We start from the raw sequence: 12,680 nt of genomic DNA on the forward strand, positions 1-12,680 counted from the left end.
TTAAGAGACAGCTCTATCCCAATCCCACCCCGCCCCCATGTCGAGGGGCGGGGTGGGATTGGGATAGAGTCACGCGCCATGCGTTTTCCCGCCCTGAGCCTCGGCCTGCTGCTGACCGCCCTCCCCGCCCTGGCGGGCCCCGGCGCGTTCGTGTCCGACGTCTCCGTGGACGCGGTGGAGCAGCCGGAGTCATCCAAGGTCGTCTTCACCGTGGAGGCAGGGACGACGTACCCCCTGCTCAAGAAGGGCGGACCCGGGCGAGCCTGGTGCAAGCTGCGGGGTGTCTCCACCGAGGGCTGGGTGCTGTGCGAAGGCGCCCAGGAGTCCGCGGTGCAAGCGGCTCCGAGCGCCGCGGTGCTGGCGGCCGCGGACCGTGCGGATTCGGCCCAGCGCGCCCAGGCTCGGCAGCAGATGTTCGCGTCCCGCTCGGATGAGTCGGACGAGGAGCAAGCCGGGGGCGTCGTCGTCTCGGCACCCAGTGGCGCGGCCCCGCGCTACGAAGGAGCCGCCCCGGCCGCGAGCGCTCCCCCCCCGACGGTGGCGGTGACTTGGAAGGCCGCCACGGGCTGTGCGACGACGTGCTCCCGCAAGCCGCTCTTCGACAAGCGCCCCACGCTGTCCGCGATGGACAAGGAAGTGCTGGCGCTGTGCCCCGCGCGCCCGGATGTGAGCGTGAGCGCGAACGACGTGCGGCGCTTCGTCACCCGTTACTACGACGACCCGCGCATCCAGCAGGCCCTGTCCGCGGCGGGACGCCCGGGCACGCGTCAGCCGAACATCGACTGGCTGACCAGCCTGTGGGTGAGCACGGGTCCGCGCAACGCCTTCACACACGTGTTCTGCGGAGACGACTGGGATAGGGGCCCCATCGGCGGACTGCACTTCCTGCCGCGCTACGCGCAGCTCGAGTCCGAGGGAAAGCTCTGCTACGGCGGCCCGGCGCGCGGGGGCGTGGCCAAGAACAAGGACAAGTACCTCATCCGCTACCAGGGCGTCGCGCCCTGGTCCTGTGGGGAGAAGCGGATGGGCGGCTTCTCCGAGGCCCCGGACGCGGTGGGCATCCTGTCGATTGGCACGCGGGCCTTCGCACGGTGCTGCGCCCGCGACGGTGCGAAGAAGGAAGGCGGCATCTACGGCGCGAAGGACCTGGGCGACACGCGCTGGCAGATCTGGTGCGGCACACGCAACGGCACCTACGGCATCGCCACGCTCTACCCCACCGACGACGCCGCCACCTGCGGGGAGTGAGCGCGGCCCTCCTCGGCGGCGAATGCGCCTGTCTTGGCGCGAAGGCGAGCCGCGATAGGTCCACGCGTGACGCCTGCGGCGAGACGGCCTCGCGAGGCCTGTAGCCCGGTCACCTGAAAACACCCAGGGCCCGCTCGTGTCTCCGAGTCGGGCCCTGAGTCGAAACCAGGAGGACCGCCGTGAAGCCCGCGCTACTTCGCCGGCCCCACGGTGAGCACCGCGCCCGTCGAGTACGCGGTGAACTCCGGCGCGTACATGGACTGCACGGTGGCGGGACCCACGCGGAAGGTGCCCGCCATGTTCGCGCGCAGCCGGTACTTGAAGGTGTATTCACCCGCGGGCAGCCACTCGAAGAAGAAGTTGGTGCCCGAGTCGCGCGTCTCCTCGTACCAGACGATGCCCAGGTCCCATTTGTGGCGGGACTGCGCGTTCTCCGGCTCCAGGCCCGCGGCACGCGGATCTCTCAGATGGACGTACTCCGCGGCGTGTTTCGTGCGCAGTGACAGCTGCACCTCCACCTCGTCGCCGGGGTTGAGCAGCGCCCCCTCGGCGAGCGGCTGGAGCACGGCCTCGCGGCCCTCGCGCTCGCGGCGGAAGTAGCGGCGCGACACCTGGAAGAAGTCCCCTCGGTCCTCGTCCGGCAGCTTCTCCGTGGAGAAGTGCCATGTGGCCGAGGCGAAGGCGAAGCCCTTCGTCGTCTTCTCCACCACCACGGAGCTCATCGTCTCCGGCCGGAGCTCCGGCCCCGGCACCACCACCTGGTTCTTCTTCCCCGTGTACACGTCCGGCGCGAACTCCATCTGCACCACGCGCGGGCCCACCGTCACCTTCGCGTCCTCGCGGATGCCCAGGGCGCCCTCCGCCTCCAGGTACTTCACCAGCGCGTAGAGCGCCTCGGCCGTGGCGCGCGTGGACTTCCAGTGGTTGAGCTTCTTGTCGAGCAACAACCACTGCACCAGGCCCTCGCGCCGCTCGTCCTTCGGCTTGAGCTCCGTCAGCACGCGCAGGGCGAAGGCCTGCGTCTCCGTGGTGTCGTTGTACCAGAGCCAGCTGCGGTCCTCGGGCGCCCAGTAGGTGCCCAGGTCCTCCGTCGTCTTCGACGAGTCCATCACGCTGTCCCAGACCTTCAGCGCGTCCGACTGGCGTCCCGCGCGCTTCAACGTCAGCGACAGGTAGCCCTTCAGGTAGGGCGAGTGCTTCTTCCAGTGCATGAAGCTGAAGGCGAGCATCGCCTTGCGCTCATCCGCGGTCAGCGCCTCGCCGGTGTAGCTGGCATCCGGGTACGCGGAGGCCACGTAGTTGAGGAAGGTGATGAACTCCCAGCTCTGCCCCTTCTTCGTGAGCTTCTCCGCGTACTCCTCTCGGAAGTGCCGGGCCAGATAGCCCCACGCGTTGCGCGTCATGTCCTGCGGCACCTCGACGCCGTACTCCATGGCGCGCGACAGGCCGTGGACGATGTAGAGCGTCATGTACGGCGACGGCGGGCCACCCGGCCACCAGGGGAAACCACCGCTGGACGTCTGTGCCTTGCGCAGCTTCCCCATGGCCGCGTCGCGCTCGGCGCGGGCAATCTTGGGGTCCAGCACCTTCACCAGGTCCTGGTCCGAATCCGGGCCGCCCTTCGCCATCTCCAGCCAGGGCGTCTCCTCCAACGTCATCTTCCGATTGGGGTCCACCGAGTCCCAGGTCTCGAAGCGCGTGGGACGCTGGCTCATCTCCTTCGCCATCTTCGCCACGGCCGGATACTTCGCGTAGAGGCTGGCGAGGATGCCGGAGGACACGAAGCGGTTGAGCGTCTGCTCCGAGCACTCGTACGGATAGTTCACCAGGTACGGCAGGGACTGGAGCGCCGCGTAGAACAACTGCGTGTCCACGGTGACGACGAGCTGCTCGTTCACCCGCGTCGCGTCGCCCCCCTTCTTCAAGTCGTCGAAGCGCATCGTCTTGGAGCCCGGCCCCTTCAACGTGACGAAGCGCGACTGCGCCAGGTGGACGCGGCCGGGCAGCACGGGCAACGGCCGCAGCTCGCCGTCGCTCAGGTTCCCCGCGCGGGCCTCCACACGGAAGGCCACCGTCCCGACGCGCGCGGGCGTGGTGAGCGGGAAGCGCAGGTTCGTCCCCTTCCCCGGCGCCACCGTGAAGTTCTGCGACGCGCCCTTCACCCCAAACTCCGAAAGCAGGCTCTTGCGCGTCTCCGGGTCCACGATGTCCAGCGTGAGCGTGCCCTGGCGCGCCTCTTCCGACGCGTTGTTCACCACCACCTCCAGCACCGCGCGGTCTCCCTCACGCAGGAAGCGCGGCACGTAGGGCCGCACCATCAGCTCCTTCACGCTGCGGGTGGTGCGCTGCACCGAGCCGCCCTCCAGGTCCCTCGTCAGGCCGTGGACCCACACGCTCCACGCCGTCACCGAGTCCGGCACGGTGAACTCCAGCGTCGCGGACCCGTCAGCGCCCGTGAGGAGCTGCGGCACCCAGAACGCCGTCTCGGCGAAGTTGGAGCGCAGCGCGGCTGGTGCGGCCGCCTCGGCCTGGGCGGGAGCGCCTTGCAGCTTGTCCGCCGCGGCGTTCATCTCCTCCATCGGGGGCATGCCGGGCGGCGGCGGTGGAGCCTCGGGCTCTTCCCGCATCGACTTCTCCTTCGACTCGGAGCGAGCCACCGGCGCCGGGCGCGGCGCGGAGACACCTCCGAAGGACTCGAAGGACCGCGAGTTCCCATTCCGGTAGCGTCTGCGCCCTGGCCCTCCCAGGCCGTAGTTGTCCTCGAACTTCAGCCGATCCGAGGTCGGAGGCTCCCACTGGAAGGCCTCGCCATAGCCCTGGGAGACGAGCCACTGCGACTGCCCCATCGACAGGGACGACAGCAGGGACACCGACGACATGCGCGGCGGATAGAGCGAGGAGACACTCGGCGGCGAGTGCGGCGCGAACAGGTCCAACGACTGGTCGTACATATACGCGAGCAGCTCGGCCGCGCCCGCCTCCACCTTCGCGCCCTTGGGGCCCTTCACCGTCACGCGGAAGGTCTCCTTCGCGCCCGGGCGGAGCTTGTCGCGGAACGTGGCGAACTCCAGGCTCAGCTCCTTGTTGTCCCACGGGACGAACACGTGCTCGGAGAACTGGACGAGCTGCCAGTCGCGCACGAGCGTCAGCACCGCGGTGAAGCCTCCACGCAGCGCCTCCGTCACCGGCACCTCCACCACCGCCGGCGTCTGGCCGCCCACCAGCGACTTGCGCAGGACACGCTGGTCGCCCTGGTAGAGGTCCAGCATCAACGGCTGGCCCTCGAAGCCGGAGATGGCCAGCAACCGCGCCACCTCTCCGACGCGCACGCTCGAGTTCTCCACCGTCAGCGCCGCCGCCAGTGCGACGGGCGCGCGCGCACCCGCGACCAGCAGCTCGCGCGCCACCGTGAACTTCTGCCCGAACGCGTCCGTCGTCTCGTAGTGCAGCCGGTAGGCACCCGCCTTCAGCGAGGGCAGCTTCACGCGCGCAACACCATCCGCGCCGTGCTGCACGGTGCCCTTCGTCTGCTCCGCGCCGTCCTCCCAGCGAGCCATCACGGACTGCGGCTTGTACGTCTGCATCCACCGCGCCTGGAGCGCATCACCCGGCGTGGGCTTCTTCACCGCGTCCGGGTCCACCTCCAGGAGCGGGAGCGCGGGCTGCGGCTCGTCCGCGGGCATCAGCGGCTGCGTGGGCTGCTTCAACGCGACCAGGCGCCAGCGTCCCGCGCCCGGCTGCGGCGCACCGTCCAGGGTGGAGCGCACCAGTCGGACCTCGGCCTGCGAGCCTTCGCGCAGGAAACCCGTGTCCGTGTCCACGCGCCCCTCCACCGCGACGAAGCCCAGGCGGAAGGCCCGACTGGCCGAGCGCGTCTCGCCGCCCTCGTCCGTGGCATCGGCCTCCACGCGATAGCGCCACGTGAGGCCCGGCGTGCGCGCGGAGCGCTCATCGGCCTCCGGGGTGAAGGTCACCTTGAAGCCGCCGTCCTCCTCCACCGACGACGAGCCCGCGGCCACGAGCTGCCGCTGCCGAGAGATGAAGCCGGAGTCGTACCACCACCACCAGGGCAGCACCGGCTCACGGTAGGCACGCCAGCGCACCGTGCCCGACGCCACGGGCAGGCCGAAGTAGTAGCGCGCCTCGCCCTTGAAGGTGGCCGGACGGTTCAGCCGCAGCGGCGCGTCCGCGTCCTTCAGCGTCACCTCGAAGGTGGGCCGCTTGTACTCCTCCACGCGAATCGTGGACGAGCCCCCGGACTCCACCTGCACCGTCCAGACGCCCAGCAGCCGCCCCGTCGGAACGGTGAACTCGCCCGCCACCGAGCCGAAGTCATTGGTGCGAACGTTGAGCCGCTCCACCTCCTGGTGGTTCGGGTCGATCAACCTCACCACCAGGCTGTGTTGCTCCAAGGTCTTGTACCGCGCCTGGTCTCCACGCCCTGAGAAGGCCACCACCTTCCACTGCACCTTCTGCAAGGGCCGGTAGACGCTCCGGTCCGTGAAGACCAGGGACGACGTCGCCTCCTTCGGCGGCGAGCGGTTGTAGAAGGCCAGGCCATTGGGCAAGAGCAAGGCCCCGCGTCCCTCGCCCACCACCATCAGATACGAGCGGTAGCCCTGCCCCGGCGGCGCGGGGAAGGACACGTCACCCTGAGGATTCGTCCGGGCGCGGGCCGCCTCGCGGAAGCCGGTGCGGTAGTCCATCTGGATGAGCCGCACCAACACTTCCGAGGCGGGCTTGCCCGAGTCACCCTTCAGGATGCGCGCCTCCATCGAGTTGCCCTCCACGTTCCGGGTGAGGGCCACCCACGGCGTCACGGCCAGGAAGGTGGCCTGGATGCGGTTGCCCTTCTCCCGGAAGTCCTCACGCGCGGAGGAGAGGATGAGGTACGTGCCCGTCTCCTTCAGCGGAGGCGTGACGAAGGTGCGGTGCAACTGGAAGTCGGGCGTCGCGGGGAGCTGGGTAGACCACGTCGTCGTGGGCTTGCGTCCCCGGTTGTAGCGCATCAGCTCGTCGCCTGAGGGCAGGACGTTGTAGTCGTCCACCTTCTTCAGCCGCGCTTCGACGTCGAGCAGGAACGCCCGGAAGTAGACCACCGGCACGTTGCGGTGGGTCACCTCGATGGAGCGGCGGTCCGCGCCGTCCGACTGCATGGAGGCGACGCGGAAATCAGGCGCCTCCAGCGTCTCCACCAGCGTGCGGCAGCGCGTGGCCCCCAGCGACTTCGGGTGGGCCTGCATTCCCTCCTTCGCCAGCGCATGCGCGCGCACCGCGTGGCCCGCGGCGTTCTCCTGCTCCGCGAGCAGTCCCTGCCCCATGGACCACCAGGGCACGTCCCGGAACGCGTTCAGGTGCGCGGCCAGGTGTTGACGGATGCTCGCGCGGTCCTCCGCCTCGGAGAAGTGCTGGTGCAGCACCTCGTAGCGACGAAGCCGGGCCTCCAGCGCCGCCTCACGCCGCCCGCCCGTCCGGTGCCACGCCTCCAGGTCCCCCAGCACCGCGGCCACCTTCACCAGCGGGTGGATGTTGGCATCCGTCAGCTCCACCGTTGGCGCGCCCTCCAGCAGCGAGCCCAGGTCCAACCGGAACACCTCGTTGGCCTGCTCGGGCCGCCAGTGCGAGCTGTCCGCCAGCAGCTCCACGCGCAGATACGAGACGGCGTCGCGCAGCGTGGAGCGGATGCCCGCGGGATAGGTGTTGGGCTCGACGTACTCGGACAGCACCTTCACCGGCTCGGCGCCCAACGACTGCCGCTGCTTCCAGACGTCCTCGTAGGCGCGCTGGGCCTCGGTGAGAATCTGGTCGTACGTCCACGCCTTCAGGTCCACCGGCCCCGATGACGCCACCTGCTCGCGCTGCCGCACCTCCCAGCCGTACGCCTGCGCATAGGTGACGAGCGCGTTGGCGTAGTAGAGGTTCAGCGTCGCGCGAGCCAGCGCTCCCTTGGGCCAGGGTTGTTCGCGCAGGAAGCGCACCGCCGTCTCATAGCCGTGCAACGCCGAGCGGAGCTGTACGGTGCGAATCAGCGCGCGCGCCCACTCGGACTCGTCCGCGCCGTTGCGCGCCTGGGCGAGGCGGGCCTCCGCGGCCTGCGCGGCGGCCTCCACCTTCTGGTTCGACACCAGCGCGTCGATGTCCTTCCAGGAAGAGAGCGCCTTGGCCTGCGCCGCTCGGGCCACGGGCGTGGCGAGCAGCAACAGGGACAACAGCGACAGCGCGACAGCGGATGTCCAGGTCCGGAGGGTGTGGTGCATGGTCGGCACTCTAGACACAGGAGGCCGCCCAGGCGTTCCACATTACGGCTCAGGAAGTCGGAGTCGCCTCTCCCGAGGGGGCCTTGCGACGCAGCCCCACCAGATAGACCTCCATGCTGGCGCCGCGCGTTGCCTCGGGGCGAACCACCTTCACTTCCTCGAAGAGGGCGCGCACCTGGTTGCGGAAGTCCTCGAAGTCGCCGCCCATGAACACCTTCGCCACGAAGGACGAGCCCGGCCGGCCCCGCGCCACCGCGAGCTCCAGCGCCTTGCCCGCCAGCCGCAGGCTGCGCGCCTCGTCGGTGGCCTTGATGCCGCTCGTCTTCGGCGCCATGTCGGAGATGACCGCGTCGAACAGACCGTCATGCATCGCGGTCAGCTTCGCGTCGAAGTCATCCGCGAGCACGTCCAACACCGCCGTGCGCACGTGCCGCTGCGTGAAGGGACGGATGGCGACGATATCCACGCCAATCACCTGCCCCGAAGCGCCCACGGCCTCCGCGAGAATCTGGAGGAACCCTCCAGGCGCGGCCCCCAGGTCGAGCACCACATGGCCCTTCTTCACCATGGGGAAGCGCTTGATGAGCTCGTCCACCTTGAAGGCGGAGCGAGCGCGAAGGCCCTCCTGCTTGGCTTTCTGGAAATAGTGGTCTTTAGGACGGTAGGGCTTGCCCATGTCAGAGGGGCTCCCTACCATCCGCTACTGTCTTCGGGAAGCCGGAGCGGTCGTGGGTGTCGAGGCCCGCGCAATGGCGGATCCGGAGGACGTTGAGATGGGCACCCGGAGCTTGACGGCAGCGCTGTGCCTCACCCTGTTTTCGTCGGGTGGAGCGGTCTACTGCTACACCCGGGCGGACGCACTCCAGGTCCAGGGCCAGTGGCTGATGGAGCGAGGCACCGCCCAGGCCGAGGATTATGCGCTGCGGCTGGACGGCAAGGCCGCGGACGCCCAGCTGAAGACCTTCGCCGAGCGGCGCGGGGTGATGGAGAAGGCCCACCTGTGGGAGCGGGGCATGATGCTCGGCATCCTGGCGGCCGCCATGGCCCTGGTGGGCGCGTATGTGCTGTTCCTGCTCAAGCGCCTGGATGACCAGCTCCTGGATGCCATGGGCGACCTGCGCCCGTCCTCGCCCCCGTCGGTTGCTCCCTCGGAGCCCACGGGAGCACTCATGTCCAGCCTCCAACGGTAGGACTCCCAGGCGCCTCGGCGCGCTGGCACAATGGCGACCCTGCTCTCGCGGAGGTGGCCATGCCCGGCTGTGCGCACTGTGGACACTCGCTCGACATCATCGCCAATCAGGTGGGACGCAGCGACACGTGTCCGAACTGTGACGAAGACGTACGCTCGTGCCGCAACTGTCGGCACTACGACGCGAGCGTGGCCAAGGAGTGCAAGGAGCCCTTCGCGGAGGTGCCCGCCGACAAGGACGGCGCCAACTTCTGCGAGCTGTTCCAGGTGGGCGAAGGCGGCCTGCACGCGAAGGCCAGCCGCGACGCGATGATGAACGCCGCGGAGGCTCTGTTCAGGAAGCGCTGACGAGGGCGACGGCTCAGCGCGAAAGCCCCGGCGCCACCGCCACGGCCGAACCCACGAACGGGACGACCTTGGAGAAGCCCTGCGGCGGGTTCGCGAGCGCGGAAGGTCCACACTCGCCCCACTGCGTGATTCCGTGGGGCAGGAGGTCCTTCAAGTCGTAGCGCGCGCCGTTCAGCTCGAACCCGGTGCTCCACACGATGCGCGCCGTGAAGACGTTGAGTGACAACGAGCGTCCGGAGCTCGCCGGCCCGTCGAAGGCGCCGCCCACCACGACGCTGGCCCGACGGAACGTGGCGATGGGACGCCCGGCGGAGAACGACTCCGGGTCGTCGAAGTGGGGCCGCTTAGCGCCTTGCTCGGTGAGGTAGACGGTGAAGTCTCCCACCGGGTCCACGCTCAGCGACAGCCCGCCGTTGTCGAGCGTCACGGACTTGAACGGGGTGGAGCGGAAGGTGAGGCGCGCGGTGGCCTCGGCCACCTTCCCGCTGGGGTCCTCGAGCAGCGGCCCGTGCAACCCCTCCAGGTGGATGAAGTAGCCCAGGTCCTGGAGTGTCGAGTCCTTCGACGCCAGATAGAAACGGCCCGTCACGTACCACGCCACGCTCGCCGGAATCACAGGTGCCATCACCACCTCCACGGCGACACCCTAACCGACGCGCGGCCCGTGCTAAACGGCGGGACATGATCCGCAACCTCCTCGCCGTGTCCACGCTGCTGTGCCTGACGGGCTGCACCACCATCGGCGCCACCAACTACGCCGTCCCCAAGGAGCGGGCCACCGAGTGCAAGCAGATCTGCACCGACCTGGACATGGAGCTGGGCGCGGTGGTCGTCATCCGCAGCTCGGCCGGGTGCGTGTGTCAGCCGCGTCCCGCGGAGGGCTCGCCCACGGGCGCCGGCGCGGCGGCGGCGGGCAGCGCGGCCATCCAGGTCATCGAGGAGGAGCAGAACAGCGGCACCTACGCGCAGCAGCATCAGAGCACCCGGTAGGCCCCGGCGCGTCGCGGGTTCAGGCGGGTGTTCGAGGCGACGGGCGGGCCCTGACTGACGGACCCGCCCCGTCCACACGGCTCAGAAGCCGTAGAGCTTCGAGATGATCTCCTTCATCACCTCGGACGTTCCACCGCCGATGGTGATGAGGCGCACGTCGCGCCACATGCGGGCGATGGGCGTCTCCTCGATGTAGCCCATGCCGCCGAAGAACTGCTGCGTGTCGTAGGCGACGCGCTGGGCCAGGTCTCCCGCGAACAACTTCGCCATGGAGACCTCCTTCACCGGGTTCTCCTTCCGGTCGAAGAGGTCCACCGCGTGGTACGTCAGCCGCTTCGCCGCTTCGATGGCCGTCAGGTGCTCCACGAACTTGTGGCGCCACACCTGGAACTTCATCAGCGGACGGCCGAACGCCTCGCGCTCGTTGCCGTACTGGATGGCGTCCTCCATCATCCGCTCCATGCCGGACACGGTGGTGATGGCGCCGACCAGGCGCTCGCCCTGGAAGTTCGTCATGATGTGGTAGAAGCCCTCGTTCTCCTCGCCCAGCACGTAGCGGGCGGGGATGCGACAGTCCTCGAAGTAGAGGATGGCCGTGTCCGAGGACAGGTTGCCAATCTTGTCCAGCTTCTTGGAGACGCCGAAGCCCTTCACGTCCGTGGGGAACGTCACCAGGGAGATGCCGCCGTAGCCCTCGCCACCCGTGCGCACCGCCAGGGTGATGAAGTCCGCGCGCGTGCCGTTGGTGATCCACATCTTCGAGCCATTGATGACGTAGTCGTCGCCGTCGCGCCGCGCCGTCGTCTTGATGCTCGCCACGTCCGAGCCGCAGCCCGGCTCGCTCACGCCCAGCGCGGCGATGCGCTCACCCTTGAGCGCGGGCTCCAGGAACTCCCGCTTCTGCTCGTCGGTGCCAATCTCGTTGATGATGGGCGTGGCCATCTGGCTCTGCACCAGCAGCGCCATGTTCACGCCCGCGTTGCGGCTGTAGCTCAGCTCTTCGCAGAACGCCGTCACGTACCAGTAGTCCAGCCCACTGCCGCCGAACTTCGGATCATGGTTGATGCCGAGGAAGCCCAGGTCCGCGCACTTCTTGAACAGCTCGCGAGGAAAGATGCCCGCCCGGTCCCACTCCAGCCCGTACGGCGCCATTTCCTTTTCGACAAACGCGCGCACCGTCTTGCGGAAGGCCTCGTGCTCCTCGGTGAAGGGGTTCGGCATGCACACTCCTCATTGGCGGGGGGACAACAAGATTGATTTTAGAATCAATAGCAGGCGTCCCGGGGAAGCAACAAGGACCGGCCATCAGCCCCGTACTCCGGGGCAACCCCTGAAGAAAGTCCTGCTCGCCCGGCAGGCGGGCGTTAGGTAGGCCCGGTGGGAGATAGTCCGCATCGCGGAGTATCTCCTTGACAGACAGTTCAGGAACTGTAGTTTCCGGGCCGCAGAATTTCCAAAGGTTTGAGCCGGCGTGGAGTCCTGGAGGGGTCCGGGGACCGCGAGCTGGCAGGAGCAGGACGACCGTGATTCGACGCATGTGGGTGGCCGCGGTGCTGGCGGCGGTGATGATGACGGGCTGCGGCAAGGGCGGCGCCAAGCCGGCCCTGCCCGAGCAGCAGGGCCCGGCGGCGATGGGTGTGAAGGCCATCGCGCCCGCGACGGAGCTGGAGGCCAGCATGACCCGCGTGACGGGTCAGGTCCGCTCCAAGCAGGAGGCGACGCTGAGCGCGCAGGCCACCGGCACCATCGCGAAGATGCTGGTGAAGGTCGGCGACAAGGTGAAGAAGGGCCAGCCGCTGGCGGTGCTGGATACCTCCAACGTCGTCATTGGCGTGGAGCAGGCCCGGGCGGTGAAGGCGGCCGCGGACGCGGCGCTGCAGCTGGCGACGAACAACCTGGAGCGCACCCGCAAGGTGGCGGAGTCGGGTGGCATCGCCGCGGCGGGGTTGGATCAGGCGGAGATTGGCACGAAGCAGGCCGCCGCCCAGGCCGCCCAGGCGGGCGCCACGCTGCGCATGGCGGAGGAGAACCTGCGCGACATGGCCATCATCGCGCCCTTCGACGGCGTCATCACCGCGCGCATGAAGAACATCGGCGACACGGTGGCGATGATGCCGCCCACGCCCGTCTTCACGCTGGTGGACATCACCGGCCTGGAAGTGCGCGCGCTGGTGCCGGAGTCCGTGGTGGACAAGATCAAGCCCGGCTCCAAGACGCAGGGCACGGTGAGCCCCAGCGGGATGCGCTTCGAGGTGACGGTCGCCAACGTGGGCGCCACCGTCGACATCACCAACCGCACGGTGGAGGTGCTGGCGGACGTGGTGGGTGAGACGGCGTCGCCGCTGCGCCCGGGCGCGCTGGTGGACCTGGACTTCTCCAACGTGGCGGGCCAGTCCGACGACAAGGGCCTCTTCCTGCCGACGCAGGCCGTCAGCGCGCGGGGGCAGACCGGCTTCGTGTGGGTGGTGCAGGACGGAACCGTGCGCAAGCGCGACGTGCGCGTGGAGCGAGTGCTCCCCGGCTACGTGCGCATTCTCCAGGGCCTGGCCGCCGACGAGCGCGTGCTCGCCGACTCTTCCCTGGACGTGAAGGAGGGCACGGCCGTCCGCGTGGTGCAGTGACGCCTGCCCTCCCCCTTACCTTTTGGA

At 69.0% G+C, this 12,680-nt stretch carries 9 protein-coding genes; 5 read left to right on the forward strand and 4 right to left on the reverse strand.

Translation table 11 applies throughout. The features are described 5' to 3' along the window. The first annotated feature begins 78 nt into the window (after positions 1-78). Positions 79-1,248 carry an EndoU domain-containing protein gene (locus FJV41_RS24280; RefSeq protein WP_141644923.1) on the forward strand — a complete coding sequence of 390 codons (1,170 nt, stop codon included), beginning with the start codon at positions 79-81 and terminating at the stop codon, positions 1,246-1,248. Between the two features lie 191 nt (positions 1,249-1,439). On the opposite strand, the gene FJV41_RS24285 is transcribed toward FJV41_RS24280, so the two are convergent. Further along, the gene (locus tag FJV41_RS24285) at positions 1,440-7,505 is read right to left on the reverse strand and encodes an alpha-2-macroglobulin family protein (protein WP_141644924.1); all 6,066 of its coding nucleotides are present in this window, start codon (positions 7,503-7,505) and stop codon (positions 1,440-1,442) included. A gap of 49 nt (positions 7,506-7,554) precedes the next feature. Then, positions 7,555-8,202, reverse strand: coding sequence for an SAM-dependent methyltransferase (locus tag FJV41_RS24290; RefSeq protein ID WP_141644925.1), 648 nt, complete (start codon positions 8,200-8,202; stop codon positions 7,555-7,557). Between the two features lie 76 nt (positions 8,203-8,278). On the opposite strand from FJV41_RS24290, the gene FJV41_RS24295 reads away from it, so the two are divergent. Further along, positions 8,279-8,695 carry a hypothetical protein gene (locus tag FJV41_RS24295; RefSeq protein ID WP_141644926.1) on the forward strand — a complete coding sequence of 139 codons (417 nt, stop codon included), beginning with the start codon at positions 8,279-8,281 and terminating at the stop codon, positions 8,693-8,695. Positions 8,696-8,754: 59 nt separating this feature from the next. After that, positions 8,755-9,042 carry a hypothetical protein gene (locus FJV41_RS24300; RefSeq protein WP_141644927.1) on the forward strand — a complete coding sequence of 96 codons (288 nt, stop codon included), beginning with the start codon at positions 8,755-8,757 and terminating at the stop codon, positions 9,040-9,042. Between the two features lie 13 nt (positions 9,043-9,055). On the opposite strand, the gene FJV41_RS24305 is transcribed toward FJV41_RS24300, so the two are convergent. Further along, positions 9,056-9,667 carry a hypothetical protein gene (locus tag FJV41_RS24305; RefSeq protein WP_141644928.1) on the reverse strand — a complete coding sequence of 204 codons (612 nt, stop codon included), beginning with the start codon at positions 9,665-9,667 and terminating at the stop codon, positions 9,056-9,058. A gap of 56 nt (positions 9,668-9,723) precedes the next feature. Between FJV41_RS24305 and FJV41_RS24310 the strand changes: the two genes are divergently transcribed. Continuing rightward, positions 9,724-10,032: a hypothetical protein gene (locus FJV41_RS24310; RefSeq protein ID WP_141644929.1), complete on the forward strand. Its 309-nt coding sequence runs from the start codon at positions 9,724-9,726 to the stop codon at positions 10,030-10,032. Between the two features lie 81 nt (positions 10,033-10,113). Here the strand turns inward: FJV41_RS24310 and FJV41_RS24315 are convergent, their stop codons facing one another. Next, positions 10,114-11,253 carry an acyl-CoA dehydrogenase family protein gene (locus FJV41_RS24315; protein ID WP_141644930.1) on the reverse strand — a complete coding sequence of 380 codons (1,140 nt, stop codon included), beginning with the start codon at positions 11,251-11,253 and terminating at the stop codon, positions 10,114-10,116. Between the two features lie 302 nt (positions 11,254-11,555). Between FJV41_RS24315 and FJV41_RS24320 the strand changes: the two genes are divergently transcribed. Then, positions 11,556-12,653, forward strand: a complete 1,098-nt coding sequence (locus tag FJV41_RS24320; protein ID WP_246137383.1) for an efflux RND transporter periplasmic adaptor subunit — start codon at positions 11,556-11,558, stop codon at positions 12,651-12,653. Positions 12,654-12,680 lie beyond the last annotated feature (27 nt).

The organism is Myxococcus llanfairpwllgwyngyllgogerychwyrndrobwllllantysiliogogogochensis, assembly GCF_006636215.1.
Classification (GTDB): domain Bacteria; phylum Myxococcota; class Myxococcia; order Myxococcales; family Myxococcaceae; genus Myxococcus; species Myxococcus llanfairpwllgwyngyllgogerychwyrndrobwllllantysiliogogogochensis.